The following is a 19,027-nucleotide window of genomic DNA, read 5'->3' on the forward strand; positions in this document are numbered from 1 at the left end:
TTTTTCGAACATACATTCGTTTTTTTTGCCGGGCATTCTCCTCTCATCATCATGCCGCCGTACCTCAAACCAACCTCCGCAAGGAAAGCCTGCCAAATATGGGGGTCCCCGCTGGGGTTTGTTTTTCTATGATGATCGGATGCAAGAGTCCGAACTGGAACAGGCTTACACCCTCCTCCAACCATAAGAAAAAGAACCGCGGCAAACTTATTTTTGCACGGTTCTTCCGTATGGTTATATTATACCGCCTGGCCGGCGGCTGCACAACTTCAAACCTGATCCTTGGACTCCCCGGTGGCCGGATCGGTAGATACCAGTCTTTGCCACAACCGGTACAGCAGCGTTTTAACCGAGCGGACCCGGATCGTTTCGCGGTTGCCGTTCAGCTTCAGCTCAAACACCTCGGTCTTCTGTCCGCGCTGGGCGATCCCGACGTACACAAGGCCGACCGGTTTGCGTTCGGAATAGCCCGGACCCGCGACACCCGTGACGGATAAGCCGAAGTCGCTGTCCGTGATCATCCGCACGTTCTCGGCAAGCACCTCGGCCACTTCGGCGCTCACTGCTCCCGGTGCGTCGTCTCCCTCCAGCAACGCATGCGGGACATGCAGCAGCTTCTCCTTCATCTCGTTGGAGTAGCAGACGATCCCTCCCACGAACATGGTGGCGCTGCCCGGAATGGACGTGATGCTCTCCATCAGCATGCCTCCTGTGCAGCTCTCAGCGGCGCTCAGCGTAATCCCGCGGTCCGCCATCATGTCAACGATGATCCGTTCGATCGGCACGTCCATGCTGGCGTACATATGGTCTGCGAGCCGGCTTTGAATTTGCCCCTGCATCGCATTCAGTTTCTCCATGGCTTCCTGCTCTGTAGGCGCTTTGGTGGAGATGCGTACGGTCACTTCACCCTCCTTCGCATAAGGAGCGATCGTCGGATCGGTCTGCCCGTCGATCAGGTCCAGAAGCCGATCCTCCAGCAGCGATTCGCCGATGCCGGCAAACTTGAGCATTTTGGAGTAAATCGGCATTTCGTCGGTCAGGGCGTGCTGAAGGAGCCACGGCTTCGCCTGCTGGTCGAACATCGGCTTCATCTCTTTTGGAGGACCCGGCAGAACGATGTAGAAGTTATCCTCCTGGGCAAGCGCGAGTCCGACGGCCAATCCCGTTTCATTCGGCAGCGGCGTGCTGCCGTCGATGACGAGCGCCTGACGGCGGTTGTTCTCCGTCATGTTGATCCCCCGCCCTGCGAAGAATCTTTCGATTTGATCCATCGCCAGCCGGTCAATGTGCAGGGAGCGGCCGACATGCGCGGCCAGGGCATCCTTGGTCAGGTCGTCCTGGGTCGGGCCGATGCCTCCGGTCAGGATCAGGATATCCGCGCGCTGCGAAGCAAGCTCAATGGCGCCCTGAAGCCGCGAGGCGTTATCGCCGACGACCGTCTGGTAGTAGACGTCTATTCCCATTGCCGCAAGCTCCTGCGACAAGTACTGCGCGTTGGTATTCACGATTTGTCCAAGCAGCAGCTCCGTACCGACTGCAATGATTTCTGCTTTCATCCTTGATTGGCCTCCCTGTTATCGTAAAGTAGAATGGATATACCTATATTGAACACTTTACACGTTTTTAGCCTATCCGTATCACAGCGTTTGGTGGAAAGAAAAAGCAATAGGATATCCCTATTGCCTTACACATTGGAAAGCTGAAGCAGTTTTTTATTTTTGACAAAATAATCGATCCCCGAGTATATCGTGATCAAAGCCGCTGCCCAGATGGCAATATCGTCGAACGGCAGGCCGATCATCTCGAACGGGAAGTTGTTGATCAGAATCGCCACGATGGCGACAATCTGAATGACTGTCTTCACCTTGCCCCATTTGCTGGCCGCCACGACAGCCCCGTCAAGCAGCGCAATCTGGCGCAGGCCGGTAACGGCAAACTCGCGGCTGATAATAACTACAGCGATCCAGGAGTCGCACTTCCCCATTTCGACGAGCGAAACCAGCACCGCTGTAATAAGCAGCTTGTCGGCCAGCGGGTCCAGCAGTTTTCCGAGATTTGTAACCAAGTTGTTTTTGCGCGCCAAATAACCGTCTATACCGTCTGTGCTTGCTGCCAGAATAAAAATAATTACAGCGATCAGCTGATTGTACGGCAGCTCGAATGAATTCCAGGTAATCGGTTCCGGATAGAACTTGAAGTCGACCAGAAGAAACACCATCATGACCGGAATCAAACAGATTCTTGAAATGGTAATACGGTTGGGCAGATTCACTGTAAACCCTCCCCGGATAAATCAAACTAAGAAACGACATTCACATGCACGGCAGGCCGAAAATGAATAATATTGCACCCAGACCATCCATTATGTATGAATCCTCTACTTGGGGGCAGCAGGCACAGCTTGCGGCAAGCCGGCAACCCCGCCAAGACAGCGGGACAAGTTACAGTATAATATATCAATTTATACACTGTCAAAAGAGGAGTAAGCACCTCTTCCCGCCCGTTTGCCGTTCGGTATACGCCCGCATTATTTCAGATTGGTAAACTGCAGGTCCAGCGGCAGATCCGCCTTGCGGAGCAGCTGCATGACCGCCTGCAGATCGTTTTTGCTCTTCCCGGTCACCCGGATCTGATCGCCTTGGATTTGGCTTTTGACCTTCAGCTTGGAGTCCCGGATCAGCACGTTGATTTTCTTGGCGTTGTCCTGATCGATTCCCTGCTTCAGGGTGATCCGCTGGCGGACGGTTCCCATCGAAGCTGGCTCGACCTTGCCGTAATCCACGTTTTTGAGCGACAAACCGCGCTTGATCATTTTGGACTGCAAAATGTCAATCACCGCATTGAGCTTATACTCGTCATCGGAGGTAATGACCAGCGTCTCCTTCTCCAGCTTCAGGCTGCTCTTGCTCCCTTTAAAATCAAAACGGGTTTCGATTTCACGCTCCGTTTGATTGATCGCGTTGATCATTTCCTGGAAGTCCAATTTGGAAACAATGTCAAACGAATTTTCCGAACTCATCATTACACGCCCTTTCAGTTCCTTTTCATGTCATATTATATGAAATTAACCGGGACAAGTCTAATCCTAAACAGCGTTCCTTCCGTTCACGGATATTATCTCACGGCGTTCGGCACTGCTTAGGTAGAAGACAGGACGCGATTAGCGGAAGCCTACAAGCAATGAACACGGACCTCAAAAAAAAGACATTCGCCGGCTCTTGGTTCCGGGAATGTCTCGTTCTTATATTACGATCGGCTGCGGTCACGGGTTGGCTGGCGGAACATATCCAAAATGCCCAATACGATCCATGCCAGTCCAAATCCAAGAATGCCGTACCCCCAAGCGCTGGGAGTGAGGTAATAACCGAGCAGGCTGACGATAATTCCCACAATCGTGGTGATCCAGCTGACTGTCATAACCATACACCTCATTTCTATCCGGAGTAAAAAGGACTTAAAGCTAGATCTATTGTCCCCTGGAGTGTATGGCATTATTCAGTCGAGCCTGTCCCGCCGTTTAGCCGTTGCTGTTATCCGATTGATCGGAGGAATCCCCTGTCGACGAATCATTACCGGTCGAAGTACCGCCCGTACCGGAGTCGTCCAGCTTCAGCAGAATGCGCGAAGTCGATTTACCGTCCTCCACCGTCTGCCCTGCTACCGTAATCGTCGTTGCAGGAGAATATCCCGATTTAATGTACATGCCGGAAGAATCCAGCGTAAACGTCAGCGTATCCCCCTCCTTCGTATTACCGAAGGAAAGCTTCTCGCCGGAAGTATTTTCGCCTTTGTACACTTCAAGCCAGCTCTTGCCCGTCGCTTTGATTTCCACCTGAACCGGTGTTCCCTGGGCTGCTGCTACCTTAAAGATCGTGGTTTTGCCCTTCTTGCCGTCCGGAGCTACGGTTACGCCTTGATTGCCTTGGTTCGTCGTATCCGTCGAGTCCGTACCGGTTCCCGTTGTATCTGTCCCGGTGCCTGAAGAATCCGTGCCATTTTGATCCGGCGGCGTGGTTGTGTCTTGGCCTCCGGTATTTCCGCTGTCGGTATTCGTGTTATCCGTCGTTGTGGTATCCGAATTACCGGAATTGTCCTTATTGCCGTCATCCCCCGGATTGGTGGCATTGTCCGGCGGCGTAGTTGTTGTTGCGGGCGGATCCTGATTTTGCGCCGTTGCCGGATCCTGCTGCTCCGTAACCTTGGACGAATCGATGCTGTTGTCTTTCTTTGGCGAACTTGCGTTGTTCGCATACAAATAAATAACGACAATGATCAGAATCGGGAACGTCCACATCAGCACGGTCGACAGCCACTTCACGTTTCGTTCAGGCGACGAGGAGCGGCTGCTGGACCGCTTCTGAATGACCGGCTCCATTGTCGCTTCCGGCTCCGGAGGAGCTTCCTTCTTGTGGCCTTCAAGCAGAACGTCCGGATCGAGTCCCACGGTTTCGGCATATGTTTTAATAAAAGCCCTCACATAAAAACTGCCGGGGAGCACCTTGTAATCCCCTGCTTCGATGGCTTCCAAGTATCTTTTGCGGATTTTTGTCATTTCCTGCACGTCGTCCAGGCTCATGCCCTTCTGCAGTCTGGCTTCTCTTAACTGTTGACCCAGTTCAGACAACACCATCACCTCCTCATCAAATTACTTACAGATCGTCGTTGTATGTGCTTGTGAAAGTGTCATAAATAATTTCTTCATTCGGATTGTTGCGCAGCTCGATAATAATATCGAAATGATCGTACGTATACTCGGACTCCTGCACGAATACATCGGGATGCTCGATCACTTTCGTGCTCGGCATGTTCATGATATCCTGCAGCAGGTTGTAGTGGCGTTCGTTGGAACGGATCGTGCTGACGATTCCGTCGATAATAAACACGTTGTTCCGGTTCATTTCGTCTTCAGAGAGCTGGCTTCGGACCGTCTGCCGCAGCAGTGTCGAGGATACGAACGTCCAGCGCTTCATGGCGCACACGCTGCCTGCGATGATGGACTCGGTTTTGCCTACGCGGGGCATCCCGCGAAGCCCGATCACCTGATTTCCTTCCTTCTTAAATATTTCACCCAAAAAGTCAACCAGTAACCCAAGTTCGTCACGCGTAAAACGGAATGTTTTCCGGTCATCGGAATCGCGGTCGATGTACCGGCCGTGGCGCACAGCCAAAATATCGACAAGCTTCGGCGTCCGCAGCGCGGAAACCGTTATGCTGTCGACCTTTTTCAGCATGGCACCCATCAATTGGATTTTCTCATCATCATTGGTTTCCAGCAGCATTCCCCGCGTTTTGCCTTCAACCCCGTTAATTGTCAATATGTTAACCTCCAGCATACCGAGCAGGGATGCAATATCCCCGAGCAGACCCGGACGGTTCTTATGTATCTTATATTCCATATACCATTGTTTCGCTTCCACTTCGACACCCCATCTGACCTTTTCCCATGTTTTCCAATAAAATAAACCTGCAGCCCTTTCGGGTGAGGCTTCCAAAAAATCGCCTTTATTTCATGGGTCACGTTAATGATATATAAAATACATATGAAAAACAAGGTCAACTCTGTAAACATTAGAGAAAAGCCCCCAAATGGGGGCTTTTTCCTAATGTTAAGCGTTTTTCTTGGCTAATTTAACCATCAGCCGGGCAATCGTCTGGCGCTCTTCACGGTTGCCCACTTCCCACAGCTCCTTCAGCGCACGGTTGGAAGCGTTGGCCGGATCGACTTTCTCATCGAGAAAGTCACCGATCTCGTAAGCCAGCTTGGCGATGGTGTCTTCGCTCATCCCCATTTTTTCGGCTTGTGCGACGCGTTCCCCAAGAAACTTTTTCCAGGCATCAAAGTTCTTTACTACTGTTGACATATTGATAAGTCCTCCCTTTGCTGTGGCGCATGAGATTTGAAATCAACAGTTGTAATATAACCTGTTTGGGGCGCGCCTATGCAGGGAAGACCGTCCTGGCGGCTCAGGTAATCCATCCACCGTTGGGGCTTATTACCTGACCGTTGATGTAGCCGGATTCGGGCAGCGCGAGAAAATAAACGAGGGACGAAATTTCGTCGGGTCTGGCCAGCCGTCCGGCCGGAATTTCATCCTCGAGCATCCGTTTTTCCTCGTCGTCCAAATGATTCAGCATCTCGGTATCCACCGCGCCCGGAGCTACCGCGTTCACCGTGACGCCAGAAGGGCCAAGTTCTTTGGCAAGCGCTTTGGTAAAAGCGTTAATACCGCCTTTGGTAGTCGAATACAGCACTTCGCAGGAAGCGCCCGAAATCCCCCAGACGGAGGATATGTTGATAATGCGGCCGCTTCGCTGAGAAATCATATAAGGCATAAAAGCTTGTGTACACAGAAACATGCCTTTTAAATTAACGGACATCACTTCGTCCCATTCTTCCTCGGTCACGTCCGAAAGAAGGCCGTAGTGAGAGACGCCCGCATTGTTCACCAAAATGTCCGGCAGCAAACCGTGGGTGTCCAGCTTGTCGCGCATGCGCAAAATCTGGTCTTTATCCCGCAAATCGGCGGAGACCGTCATGACCCTGGCTCCGGACTGCATGCAGCGCCGGGCCACATCATTGGCGGCTTCGTGCGATGATCCGTAGTGGATCACCACGTTCATCCCTACCGCTGCAAAACGCTCAGCGATGGCGGCACCGATGCCGCGGCTCGCCCCGGTGACGAGCACCGTCGTCTCTCCGATCGGCTTGTGCAGGCTCTCCTCTCCCCTATGCTGCATTAAGGATTCACCACGACCGATACCGCCAGCTGATCCCAGTCCACATGCTCTTTAAGGCGGTTGTTCACATCGCTGAGCGTAATGGACTCATACAGCTGAATCACGCTGAAGAAGTCGCCGCCGCGGAACTGGTAGCGGGTGAATTCATGCGCGATATTTTCCGGAGAATTCAGCATGCGCAGGTATCCGCCGATTTTTTTCTTGCGGGCGCGCTCGAAATCTTCTTCCTTGAAGCCGGATGCCAGAATGCCGTCGACCTCTTCGCGGATCCGGGCAAGAAGCTGGTCGGGATCACGGGTGTCTCCGCCCGCGGCCGAAAAGGCATACTGCGGAGAACTGCTGTATTCATGCGAGAAGCTGTCGGAGATCAGGTCCTCGTCGTACAGCTTTTGGTACAGCTCCGTACTTGACCCGAACAGCAAATCAAGCATGAGCTTTGTTGTCAGGTCGCGCTTCAGCAGCTCCTTGCCGGTCAGTCCCACTTCTTTTTCCTTAAACCCGAACAGGCATTTCGGCATGGACACCTGCAGCTTGTTAACCCGGCGTTTTTCCGCAACACCGACCGTCTCCGGCTCAAAGATACGCTCAATTTTGCCTTGAGGCGGATAATCTTTCTTCGCCTGGTTGGCACGGACGAGGTCGAACACTTCTTCCGGCTTTACTCCGCCGACGACGAACAGCAGCATGTTGCTCGGATGATAAAAGGCGTTATAGCAGGTGTACAGCGTCTCCTTCGTAATCGTGCTGATGGATTCCACCGTACCGGCAATATCGATGTGCACCGGATGGATTTTATACATCGCTTCGATCAGGCCAAAATAGACGCGCCAGTCGGCGTTATCCTGGTACATGTTGATTTCCTGCCCGATAATCCCCTTTTCCTTGTCGACGTTCTGGTCGGTGAAATAAGGATTTTGCACAAAGTTCACGAGCGTCTCCAGATTCTCGGGAATGTGCTCGGTTGCTGAAAACAGGTACACGGTCTGGTCGAAGCTCGTAAATGCGTTGGCGGATGCGCCGTGGGAGGCGAATGTGGCGAAAATGTCGCCTTCCGGCTCCTCGAACATTTTATGTTCCAGGAAATGGGCGATCCCGTCAGGAACCGATATTTCGTCCTGTCCCTCCACCCGGAAGTGGTTGTCGACAGAACCGTATTTAGTGGCAAACGTCGCATAGGTTTTCTGGAAACCCGGCTTCGGAAGCACGTAGACGTGAAGGCCGTTATCCATCACTTCATAATAGAGAGTCTCCTGCAAATTGTCGTACTGAAGTTTTTCCACCGGCTATTCCTCCTTCTGACCCTTCAGAAAATAAATCGTATCCAAATCAAAAGTCGACGCGGCCGCCTGAACATCCGCGACTTGAATATCTTCCACCTGCTGCAGCAGCTCTTCTCTTGATCGGTCTTTGCCGGAGAATTGACGGTTGAAGTCGTAAGCGATCATTTCAAAAGCCGAATCTTCAATTTCAAGAAGCAGATTCCGGATCATCGCCTTCGTCTGCGACATCTCCAGATCGGTAATGCGCCCGGAGCGCATTTCCTCAAGCTGGCCCTTGATAATATCGAGCGCTTTTTCGTAGTTCTGCACTTCAATGCCGGACTGGATCGTTCCAATTCCCTTGTGCCCGTCATAGCGGGAAGAGCAGTAGTAGGCGAGGCTCGCTTTTTCCCTTACGTTCATGAACAGCTTGGAATGCGGGTATCCGCCCAAAATGCCGTTGTACATTAACGCTGCCGCATAATGATCATCCCCATAAGTGATGGAGGTGCGCAGCCCCAGATTCAGCTTGCCCTGGCTCACTTCCATTTTCTCCACTACGGTACGAGGCTCGCCCGACTGGCGCACCGGCGTCTCGGTCTTATACGTAATTCCCGGTTCAGAACCGAGATCAAAGTGCGCGTTGACGAGCTTCTCCACTTCCTCGAGCGTCGTGTCCCCGACCACATACAGGTCCATGCTGGCTTCACTCAGCCATTTGCGGTACCCGTCGTGCAGGCTCTCCGGCGTAATTTTCTCCAGGTCCTGACGCTGTCCGAGCGCGTGAAGACGGTAAGGCTCGTTGCGGCACATCTCTTCGATGCAGCGCTCGGAGGCGTAGCGGATCTTATCGTTGACGATGGATTCCAGCTTCTTGCGGACGTTCTCCTTCTCCGCCTGAACGTAAGAACTGCGGAAACGGCCTCCCTCCAAAACGGGACGCGTCACCACTTCGCCGAGAAAAGCAAATGAGGATGCGAGCAGGCTCTCCTGGCTCTTTACGAACGAATCGTTAATTGTGTCCATCCGGAAGTGCACCATCTGGTAGTTGCCTCTTTTATACACATCAAAACCGAAGCCGGCCCCGTACATTTGCTCCAGCTGTTCGCGGAACTGGCGGGTCTCCGGATATGTAACGGTACCCCGGCGGAGTACAAAAGGAGTCAAGGCCGTAGGCGTTACGGTGTCCTCTGCAAGCGGGATGCCTGCGTAGAGCGATATTGCAAACGTCTTAAAGCGTTTCGTCGGCAGAACGTGAATCCGGATCCGCTTGGCGTTTCCATGTTGAAAAGCAGTTGTATTCAAGGTCCAAAACTCCTTTAGCCATGAATTTATAAAGCGTCACGCTTTTGATCAAGTTCCATTCTATACCATTGGAAAGTGAAGAAGCAACCGAAGACAAACCCTCCGGTTGCTGTTTTCCCTCATGCGCAATCTGCTTCGGGGAACGAACGAAGTTACGGTGCCAAACTTACGTCCAATCCTTTTACATGCAGAAAATATGCTGTCCGATCGTCAAGACTTGAGGCCGGGACCAGATCCACTTCGAAGTGGCTGTTTTCGGGTTAAAGTAGTACAGGCATCCGCCGGTCGGATCCCAGCCGTTTAACGCCTGCTGCACCGCTTTGCGGGCCGTTTCGTTCGGCGTGAGATAAATTTGTCCGTCGGCTACCGCCGTGAATGCGCCCGGCTGAAATATAACGCCATGGGGCGTATTCGGAAAGCTTGGCGATTTGACACGGTTCAGAATGACCGCTGCCACGGCAACCTGTCCTTCAAACGGTTCACCGCGGGATTCGCCGTACACCGCATTAGCCATAATTTTCAGATCGTTTTCGGACAGGCCCATCGTGTTGGCCGAGGCCATCGGTTCGCTTGTGTTTTTCTGATTGCCGCTTGTGCTCGGTTGTTTGCCGGCGGCGTTTCCGGACTCGGCTGCGGATGGCTGCCAATTTTTGGTGGCATTGTACAGCTTCAGCTTGGTTTTGGCTCCGACCGTTCCGTCCACCTTCATCCCGAATTCGGACTGGAACCATTTGACGGATTTCAACGTGCTCCATCCGTATTGTCCGTCAATCTTTCCATTATAAAAGCCCAAAAATTTCAGGCGCCCCTGCAGTTCATACACATCCTGGCCTGAGGATCCATACTTCAAAACCGTTGATCCGAATGTAGGTATGGTTTGTTCCGCAGGCTCCACCGCCGCTTTGGACGAAGCTTTGGAATCCGTATGGGGTCTTACACCTGCATAGACCGCCGCAGACAATAGAAACACCAAACCGATGATGATCCATAATTTTGCGTTTTTCATGGGTTAGCTCTACCTTTCTCTTGTGGGTTTGACAGGATGGCTACGGTTATTATGACAACAGGCCCCATTTCCTATACACCCTGCCCAAGAGAAAGAATGTGTTCTGCCGATAGAAGCTTTCAAGCGTATTCCCATGCAAATCACCGCCAAAAAGGCCCCTCATGAACGATCATGAGAGGCCTCCAAGGAATATATAGCACATCCGGCAATAATTACCGGACTATGAGCTGATGCGGTTCTGCTGCTGATACTGCTCCAGGGAGACGAGCACCTCACGCGGTTTGCTTCCCTCGTAAGGTCCGATAATCCCCCGCGCTTCCATCGAATCGATCAAGCGGGCCGCACGGGTATACCCCACCCGCATCCGGCGCTGCAGCAGCGACACGGATGCCTGTTTGGATTCCAGCACGATCTGAACGGCCTGATCGTACAGCTCGTCCAGCTGGTCGTCGGCATCCTGCGACGTTTCCTCCACTTCGGGAACGAGACTTTCATCGTATTTGGCTTCCCCTTGGTCGCGGACATAGTTAACGATGATCTCGACTTCCTGATCGGTCATAAATGCCCCCTGCACGCGGATCGGCTTGGACGCTCCCATCGGCATGAAGAGCATATCCCCGCGGCCCAGCAGCTTCTCGGCGCCTGCCATGTCGAGAATCGTCCGGGAGTCGACCTGGGACGATACCCCGAAAGCGATCCGCGACGGGATATTCGCCTTAATGACACCCGTAATGACGTCGACGGACGGCCGCTGGGTGGCGATGATCAGGTGAATGCCCGCGGCCCGCGCCATTTGGGCGAGGCGGGTGATCGCTTCCTCAACGTCATGCGCGGCGACCATCATCAGGTCGGCCAGCTCGTCGACGATGACCACGATATAAGGCAGCACCGCGGCCGGATTGTCCTTCATCAGGTTGTTATAGCCTTCAATATTGCGCGTGCCGGATTTGGAAAACAGCTCATAGCGCTTTTCCATCTCGACCACGATCTTCTTCAGCGCCAGGGAAGCACGCTTCGGATCGGTCACGACAGGCGCCATCAAATGCGGAATGCCGTTATACACGTTCAGCTCGACCATCTTCGGATCGACCATCAGAAATTTCACTTCATCCGGCTTCGCCTTATACAGGATGCTCGTAATGATGCCGTTAATACAGACCGATTTACCGGAACCGGTGGCGCCGGCGACGAGCAAATGGGGCATTTTTGCCAGATTGCCGACGATCGTCTGTCCCGAAATGTCCCGGCCGAAAGCGATCGACAGCTTCGACGAGGCGTCTTGAAAGACCGGCGTTTCCATAACTTCGCGCATCGTCACGAGCGAAACCTCATTGTTCGGCACCTCGATGCCGATGGCCGATTTGCCTGGGATCGGCGCCTCCATCCGGATATCCTTCGCGGCCAAAGCCAGCGCGATATCGTCCGTAAGCCCGACAATCCGGCTGACCTTCACGCCGATATCCGGCTGGATTTCGTACCGCGTCACCGCTGGCCCGCGAACGACCTCAAGCACTTTCGCCCGTACGCCGAAGCTCTCCATCGTCGCCTCCAGCTTGCGGGCGGTTTGCTTATAATCGTTCTGATCGCCTGCCTTGCCGCCATTCTGGGGCTTGGAGAGCAGCCTGAAGGGCGGGAGCTTGTACGGCTTCGGCGGAGGCGCTGGCGGCGTCATCGCAAGCTCCAGCGCCTCCGCCGGCTCAGCCGGACTTCCCGCGGATTCTCCCTGGAGATCCGCAGCGGCTGCCGGCGCCCCGCCGTCCGGCGTCCCAGCGGTATCCTCATGGAATTCCGTGCTGATGCCTTCAGGCGGAAAAGCGGCCCCGGCAGATCCGGCGTATGCTTCGTCCGATTCCTCCGGATCGACGTTGCCTTCGGATTTCACATGCTCGAAAAAGTCGCGGATGATCGGCGAAGATTCATTCCGCTTCGGTTCCGCCCACAGCGGCTCCTCGTGCAGGTCGAATGCATCGTTCTCCTCTGGCTCCACCGCCTCGCTGAACCGCTCGCCTGCAGCGGAACGGCTGTCCCTGACCGGTTCAAGAATATCGCTGCCGTCCAGCTCATCATCAGCAAGCGGAGGCTGTGCTTCGTTCTTGGCAAACCTGCTGCCGAACAGCTGGAAGAACACCGGGGCGCTCCGCTTCGGCTTCGGCGGCACGAAGTCCTCGTCCAATTCATCCTCATCGTCGTCAGCCGGGAGCGGCTGCGGTTTCTTCTGCCTGGACGAAGCCGCCCGTTTGGAAGCGACCTTGGACGACTGGCGGCGGTTGTCCATCCGCTTCTGGACATTCTCGCCGGCCTTCAACAGCCTGCTGCGGAAGATTCGCATCAGATCGACATACGACAGATTCGTAATCAGCATAAAGCTGATAATAAACATAACGATCATCATCAGCTTCGAGCCCAAGGTCCCAAACAGCCAATAGAGCGCCGCAAACTCGATGGCGCCGATGTAGCCTCCGCTGATGTCCTTATTCAGCATGGAGTGGTCGCCGCGGGCCGATGGCGACAGCAGCGCTCCCTGCAAGTCCGTATGTACCTGGGATAATATGTTCCCGGTGCTCAATGCGCCAACCGGACCCAGTTTCTTTTCCAATGAAGAAATGCTGCTCATAAGTACCAAGGCCAGTATCAACAGCAGAATTCCGCTTCTCCGCGTATTCCACCGTTTCGGCCATTTTCGCTGAATCATGACGCTGAGGCCCAAGTAGATTCCCACCAGGGGGATCACAAAATAAAACCGCCCTAACAGCAGTCCGAACATTTTGGATAATGACCACCCTACCGTCGCTTCACCGGATAAGGCGATAACGGAAAGGGTGATCAGTATAATTCCGTATATTTCGTATTTCAGCACATTGGTCAGTACTGCCTTCTTCTTCTTTCTTCGCTTAGCCAAAATGTCACCCCCGGCCAATATTATACCATATAATACCGTGGGGCACCTATGTTCTGTTTCTGCTGCTAAAGGTCCATTTTACAGTGTCGGAATGTAGCGTATTACCTGTCCTGGGGCAAACGCCGGGTTGAGGTACGATTCAAGCGGGCAGTCGAGCAGCCGGACGATTTCGGCCCGGCCCGCATCAAGCGGTTTGACTTCCATCAGGACGCCCTGCAGCCTTACCTCCGCCGTTTGGACAGGGGTAAAGCCCTCCTCCCACACAGCATCAAGCGGCATAATGGTATGAAGCGTCATTGAGTAATCCCCTCCGCCTCAATCGGTTGTTTACGCTCATCGATCAGCTTGTTCAGCTTGGCCAGAGCCTGGCCTATGCCTCCTACTTCGTCCATCAAGCCGTATTTAACGGCATCCAGTCCGCCCACCGCCGTACCGATATCCCGGTTCAGCTCGCCGGTGCGGAACATTAATTCTTTAAACCGCTCCTCCGTAATCCGCGAATGGGAGGTGACGAAGCGGACGACGCGCTCCTGCATTTTCTCCATATATTCGAACGTCTGCGGCACACCGATCACAAGTCCGTTCAGGCGGATCGGGTGAATGGTCATGGTGGCGCTCTCGGCGATAAGCGAGTACGTCGAAGCTACCGCGATCGGCACACCGATGCTGTGCCCGCCCCCGACGACGACGGTGACGGTAGGCTTGGTAAGGGACGTGATCATTTCGGCGATGGCCAGTCCAGCCTCCACATCACCGCCTACTGTATTGAGAATAATCATTATTCCGTCCACCTGTTTGCTTTGCTCCGCAGCAACCAGCTGGGGAATAATGTGCTCGTATTTCGTCGTTTTGTTCTGCGGCGGAAGGACCAGATGCCCTTCGATTTGTCCGATGATCGTCAGGCAAAAAATGTTCGACTCGGTTCCCTGCGGCACGTTCATTTGTCCCAGCTGCTTCAGCGTATCCAATGCCGTCGGTTCCGGGTTTACAGCAGGGGCTTGTTCCGGCGCCTCCGTTTCGCTCATCGGCGCACGGCGTGTATTTTGTGTCATCATGTCATCGTCCTTTCCTAACCATATAATTTCCTGTCATTGTAGTATGGTGGAGGAAAGACATGAATTATACCGAAAAAATAACCCTATTCACAGAGCCTATGCCCGGCCGTCTCTTCAGGTTCCAGTTCCTTTCAGAATCTCCTATTACATTGTCATTAAACGACAAAAAGCCCCCTTCCGCAGGAAACCGTCCAATATTGCCTGCGGAAAGGGGGCGACTGTGTGCTGTTCAAGACGCTGGTTTATTCAATTGATTACACTTCCATGATGATCGGCAGAATCATCGGTCTGCGGCGGGTCTGCTCATAGAGGAACCGGCCCAGCGCATCCTTCACGCCTGTCTTCAAGGAAGCCCATTCATTAACATTTTCACTCATCAATTTCTGCAGTGTACTGGAAACAATGCGGTTCGCTTCATCCAACAGCCCTTCCGATTCGCGAACATATACGAATCCTCTGGAGATAATGTCCGGTCCGGACATGATCGTGCCGTCTTGTTTGCTCAGCGTAACGACTACAACCAGAATTCCGTCCTGTGACAGCAGTTTACGGTCGCGGAGGACGATGTTGCCAACGTCTCCAACGCCCAATCCGTCAATCAGCACGTTGCCAGCTGTTACTTTACCGGCTTTACGGGCAGATCCGTTCTGGATTTCGACGATCTCGCCGATATCCGTAATAAAGATATTGTCCGGATCTACGCCGACAGACTCGGCCAGCAGTGCGTGACGGCGCTGCATGCGATATTCACCGTGGATCGGGATGAAGAATTTCGGCTTCATTAAATTCAGCATGAGCTTCAATTCTTCCTGACTGCCGTGACCCGATACGTGTACTCCGGAATTCGAACCGCTGTAGATGACATCCGCTCCGAGACGGAACAGCTCGTCGATCGTACGGCCGACATATTTCTCATTTCCCGGTACCGGTGTCGCGGCAATGATAACGGTATCACCCGGCAGAATATCAACCTTGCGGTGTGTGGAACGGGCCATCCGCGTCAATGCGGACATTGGCTCTCCTTGGCTGCCTGTGCACAATACGACGACACGGTCAGCGGCCATCTTGTTAACTTCTTCAGGCTCGATCAACATGCCGTCCGGCACGTGAAGGTATCCAAGCTCGGCTGCGATGGAAACGACGTTTACCATGCTGCGTCCGATGACGGTAATTTTCCGTCCTGTGGATTCCGCCGCATTGACCACCTGCTGAATCCGGTGAACATTCGAAGCAAAAGTAGCGATAACTACGCGCTGGGATGATTTCCGGAAAATATCTTCAAGGACGACACCCACGTTTTTCTCCGATGGCGTGAAGCCCGGTTTCTCAGCATTGGTACTATCCGACAGAAGCGCCAATACGCCTTCTTCTCCAATAGCGGCCATCCGCTGCAAGTTCGCATATTGTCCGTTAACCGGCGTATGATCGAACTTGAAGTCGCCTGTATGAACCACGTTGCCTTCCGGCGTTGAGATGCAAATCCCGACCGAATCCGGAATACTGTGGTTGGTTCTGAAGAACGTTGCTTTCAGCGTGGAGCCGAGCGCCACTTCGGAATCTTCGTGAATCAGAATCCGCTTCGTTTCGCCAAGGAGATTGGCTTCTTTCAGCTTGTTCTCCACCAGGCCAAGCGTCAGCTTGGTTCCGTATACAGGAACGTTCAGATGCTTCAGCACGTAAGGCAATCCACCGATGTGATCCTCGTGTCCGTGCGTCAGCAAAATGCCTCTCACCTTGTCACGATTCTCCGTCAGGTAGGAAATATCGGGAATGACGATATCGATCCCGAGCATGTCCTCCTCTGGAAACTTCAATCCGGCATCTACGACTACGATGTCATTGCCGTATTGGATGACATACATGTTTTTCCCGATTTCACCGACGCCGCCCAACGCGAAAATCGCCAATTTATCGTTATTATTTTTTTTAGACAAATGAATCTAACCCTCCTATGGTTTTGGACGTCGTACCATTTAATATTTATATTTCAAAAATATACCGCACCCAGTCACTTGACCTCATTATACATGATAAAAAAGTCAAAACACAAGTCACCCTGAAAGTAGGCATTAGAGTTCCCCAAATCCATGCTGTTTATTTGAAATATCCCTATTGACAAAAAGCCCGTTCAAAAGCAGCGTCCCTGCTTAGGCCTTAACCCAAAGACATGCATCCTAAACACATAAAAACAGCGCCCTGGTAAGGACGCTGTTTCTGTCAGCTTATAAGAGGATTCAATTATTCCGCAAGCGAATGAACCAACCGTTCGATAAATTCCGCTTCTTTTTCATTCGGTCCGATGAGCGGAAGCCTTACGCCTCCGACGGAGTGACCCAACAAATTGAGCGCATACTTGACAGCAGCCGGATTCGGCAGCGGAGTCGGGGACTCAAACAGGCCCTTGAATACAGGAAACAGCTTCTGGTGAAGCCGTGCGGCCTGCACCTGCTCACCTTCCAAATGGGCCGTAATCATGTCCTTCATGGAAGCGCCGATAATATGTCCGGCCACGCTCACGATACCGTATGCTCCTACGGCCATAGCCGGCAGACCCGATGCATCGTCACCGGAATAAACCCGGAAATGCGCCGGCGCCCCGGCTGCGATCTGGGTTACCTGCTCGAGCGAAGCACATTCCTTGGTGGCGACCACGTTCGGAATTTCAGCCAGTCTAAGCGTCGTCTCGGTGCTCAGGCCTACGACGGTCCGTCCAGGGACGTTATACAGCATAACCGGCAGTTTCGTGCTGCGGGCAATGGCTTCGAAATGACGGTACAACCCCTCCTGGTTCGGCTTGTTGTAATAAGGCACAACGAGCAAAACGCCATCGACCCCGAGCTTCTCGGCTTCCTGGGTCAGATGGATCGAATGCGCGGTGCTGTTACTGCCGGTACCGGCAATAATTTTGCAGCGCCCTTTGGCATGGTCTACCGCAAATTCGAACAGCTTGAGCTTTTCTTCCTCCGTCAGCGTCGGGGACTCACCGGTCGTTCCGCAGACAACCAGTGATTCGGACCGCTGGTCCTCAATTAAGTAATCGATCAGCTTGGCGGTTTCTGTCCAGTTCACATTTCCCTGCTCATCAAAGGGAGTCACCATGGCCGTAATCAACCTACCGAAATCCATCTTGTACAACCTCCTAATAGGACGTAAAAGTGCGTTTTCCAGATTTATGACTACCGATGCAGCTCGAATTTGGCGTGCAGCGCCCGAAGAGACTGTACCATATCCTCTTTTTTCACCAGCACCCATATGGTCGTATTCGAATCTGCCGACTGCAGAATTTGGATATTTTGTTCACTTAGGGATTCGACGATTTTGGCCATGATTCCCGGCACTCCGTTGATCCCGCCTCCGATGACGGAAACCTTGGCGCAGCCGGAAAGGCTCTTAGGCCGGAATCCCAATTCCTGAAGCACCCGGACCGCTTTCTCCGAATCATGGTCAAAAACGGTATAGACCGCTCCTGTCGGGGTAACATTAATAAAATCGACGCTGATGGAATTTTCAGCCATGGCTTTAAACACTCTGAGCTGAAGATTATCTCCTTCGTTCTCGCATTCCACCGTGATTTGAGTGACGTTGCTCACGTAGGCGATTCCCGTCACATACCGGTCCATGAAGCCCAGCTGAACGTCCCTGAAGCCTTCCGGCTGGGTAACCAGCGTTCCTTCATCTTCCGAAAAGGTGGACCGCACCCGCACCGGCACATGCGCCTGCATCGCAATTTCAACGGCTCTCGGGTGGATAACCTTGGCTCCGTATTGGGCCATGTTGCAAATTTCAGCGTAGCTTACGACGGAGAGCGGTTTGGCGTCTTCGACGATCCGGGGATCCGCTGTCAGAATCCCGTTGACGTCCGTGTAGATGTCAACCATTTCGGCACGCAGCGCCGCACCCAGCGCCGTTGCCGAAGTATCGCTTCCGCCCCGCCCCAAAGTGGTAAAGTCCCCGGTTTCGGTCTGACCCTGAAAACCGGTGACGACGACCACCTGATGCGTTTCGAGCTCCTTCACAATCCGCTCCGGACGGACGTCCTTAATCCGCGCGTTGCCGTATTGATCATCGGTGACAAATCCGGCCTGAGCCCCGGTCAGCACCGTGGAGGTGATGCCTTCATCCTCCAGCAGGCTGCACAGCGTGGCAGCCGATATGATTTCACCGCAGCACAGCAGTAAATCCCGCTCCCGCGACGGAAGAGCGTTCCCGTTCTGGGAAACCCAGTCCAGGAGCGTGTCTGTCGCATACGGCTCCCCCTTGCGTCCCATGGCGGAAACGACGACAACAAGCTGATAACCGTTGTCCAGTTCGCGTCTAATGTGCTTGATGACGAGTTCCCTTGCTTGCGGAGTCGACAAAGATGTACCGCCGAATTTCTGTACTAAGATGCTCATTTCAATTCCCCCATGCTAGATAAGAACGGCAGAACGTTTAGCTGCGTCGATTTCCTGTGACGTGTACAGCCGTGTCGGCTGTACCCTTCCTCAGAGCCAAAGCATGAACACATGCCTTTGGCCAGCAGTTCGTAATCGCAGCCTAGTTTCCTGTTCCCGCCCGAATCGGCATCCTCACAAGATCCGGTGCCGCATCCAACCGGGATAAGCAAAACAGGCTGCGATCACTTCGATCGAGTCGTCCTACATTTACTATTTGGTCTCTACGACCATTTGGTTCATTCAACTTATGTCCTGTACACTGATATTTATCCGATTACGGCGGCCCGGAATAAACGATGCAAACAGCCCCGTGTCTTACGGCATGGGGC

Annotated in this window: 17 protein-coding genes; all 17 read right to left on the reverse strand. The window is 53.2% G+C overall.

The features are described from left to right. Nucleotides 1-269: 269 nt before the first annotated feature. On the reverse strand, nt 270-1,556 hold the full coding sequence (locus tag K2F33_RS28555; protein ID WP_192714727.1) for a competence/damage-inducible protein A: 1,287 nt from the start codon (nt 1,554-1,556) through the stop codon (nt 270-272). Between the two features lie 128 nt (nt 1,557-1,684). Further along, nucleotides 1,685-2,272, reverse strand: a complete 588-nt coding sequence (pgsA, locus tag K2F33_RS28560) for a CDP-diacylglycerol--glycerol-3-phosphate 3-phosphatidyltransferase (RefSeq protein ID WP_076167990.1) — start codon at nt 2,270-2,272, stop codon at nt 1,685-1,687. A 255-nt stretch (nt 2,273-2,527) separates the two neighbouring features. Next, the gene (locus K2F33_RS28565) at nt 2,528-3,019 is read right to left on the reverse strand and encodes a YajQ family cyclic di-GMP-binding protein (protein WP_076169539.1); all 492 of its coding nucleotides are present in this window, start codon (nt 3,017-3,019) and stop codon (nt 2,528-2,530) included. A 227-nt stretch (nt 3,020-3,246) separates the two neighbouring features. Then, nucleotides 3,247-3,417 carry a hypothetical protein gene (locus K2F33_RS28570; RefSeq protein WP_163872676.1) on the reverse strand — a complete coding sequence of 57 codons (171 nt, stop codon included), beginning with the start codon at nt 3,415-3,417 and terminating at the stop codon, nt 3,247-3,249. Nucleotides 3,418-3,517: 100 nt separating this feature from the next. Beyond that, on the reverse strand, nt 3,518-4,624 hold the full coding sequence (locus K2F33_RS28575) for a helix-turn-helix domain-containing protein (RefSeq protein WP_145134874.1): 1,107 nt from the start codon (nt 4,622-4,624) through the stop codon (nt 3,518-3,520). Nucleotides 4,625-4,649: 25 nt separating this feature from the next. Then, a complete protein-coding gene (locus K2F33_RS28580) occupies nt 4,650-5,417 on the reverse strand; it encodes a DUF3388 domain-containing protein (protein WP_076169541.1) in 768 nt (255 codons plus the stop codon). A 189-nt stretch (nt 5,418-5,606) separates the two neighbouring features. Beyond that, the gene (locus K2F33_RS28585; protein ID WP_076167995.1) at nt 5,607-5,861 is read right to left on the reverse strand and encodes a DUF3243 domain-containing protein; all 255 of its coding nucleotides are present in this window, start codon (nt 5,859-5,861) and stop codon (nt 5,607-5,609) included. Between the two features lie 103 nt (nt 5,862-5,964). Next, nucleotides 5,965-6,738 (reverse strand): elongation factor P 5-aminopentanone reductase, encoded by a 774-nt coding sequence (gene ymfI / locus K2F33_RS28590; protein WP_076167998.1) that lies wholly within the window; start codon nt 6,736-6,738, stop codon nt 5,965-5,967. After that, nucleotides 6,738-8,018, reverse strand: coding sequence for an EF-P 5-aminopentanol modification-associated protein YfmH (gene yfmH / locus K2F33_RS28595; RefSeq protein ID WP_089546572.1), 1,281 nt, complete (start codon nt 8,016-8,018; stop codon nt 6,738-6,740). Before yfmH ends, ymfI begins: the two co-directional genes overlap by 1 nt. Before the next feature lie 3 nt (nt 8,019-8,021). Beyond that, on the reverse strand, nt 8,022-9,302 hold the full coding sequence (gene yfmF, locus K2F33_RS28600) for an EF-P 5-aminopentanol modification-associated protein YfmF (protein ID WP_076168004.1): 1,281 nt from the start codon (nt 9,300-9,302) through the stop codon (nt 8,022-8,024). A gap of 181 nt (nt 9,303-9,483) precedes the next feature. Next, a complete protein-coding gene (gene sleB, locus K2F33_RS28605) occupies nt 9,484-10,308 on the reverse strand; it encodes a spore cortex-lytic enzyme (RefSeq protein ID WP_076168007.1) in 825 nt (274 codons plus the stop codon). 220 nt (nt 10,309-10,528) lie between these two features. Continuing rightward, entirely contained in the window at nt 10,529-13,210 is a 2,682-nt protein-coding gene (locus tag K2F33_RS28610; RefSeq protein ID WP_263882477.1) for an FtsK/SpoIIIE family DNA translocase, read from the reverse strand. 75 nt (nt 13,211-13,285) lie between these two features. Next, the gene (locus K2F33_RS28615; RefSeq protein ID WP_076168012.1) at nt 13,286-13,504 is read right to left on the reverse strand and encodes a YlzJ-like family protein; all 219 of its coding nucleotides are present in this window, start codon (nt 13,502-13,504) and stop codon (nt 13,286-13,288) included. Further along, nucleotides 13,501-14,262 (reverse strand): ClpP family protease, encoded by a 762-nt coding sequence (locus K2F33_RS28620; protein ID WP_076168014.1) that lies wholly within the window; start codon nt 14,260-14,262, stop codon nt 13,501-13,503. Before K2F33_RS28620 ends, K2F33_RS28615 begins: the two co-directional genes overlap by 4 nt. A gap of 254 nt (nt 14,263-14,516) precedes the next feature. After that, on the reverse strand, nt 14,517-16,196 hold the full coding sequence (locus tag K2F33_RS28625) for a ribonuclease J (RefSeq protein ID WP_076168017.1): 1,680 nt from the start codon (nt 16,194-16,196) through the stop codon (nt 14,517-14,519). Nucleotides 16,197-16,500: 304 nt separating this feature from the next. Then, nucleotides 16,501-17,388 (reverse strand): 4-hydroxy-tetrahydrodipicolinate synthase, encoded by an 888-nt coding sequence (dapA, locus tag K2F33_RS28630; protein WP_263880244.1) that lies wholly within the window; start codon nt 17,386-17,388, stop codon nt 16,501-16,503. A gap of 50 nt (nt 17,389-17,438) precedes the next feature. Further along, nucleotides 17,439-18,656 carry an aspartate kinase gene (gene dapG / locus K2F33_RS28635; RefSeq protein WP_263880245.1) on the reverse strand — a complete coding sequence of 406 codons (1,218 nt, stop codon included), beginning with the start codon at nt 18,654-18,656 and terminating at the stop codon, nt 17,439-17,441. Between the last annotated feature and the right edge of the window lie 371 nt (nt 18,657-19,027).

Origin of the sequence: Paenibacillus sp. PSB04 (genome assembly GCF_025809195.1) — a bacterium.
GTDB classification, from domain to species: domain Bacteria; phylum Bacillota; class Bacilli; order Paenibacillales; family Paenibacillaceae; genus Paenibacillus_AQ; species Paenibacillus_AQ favisporus.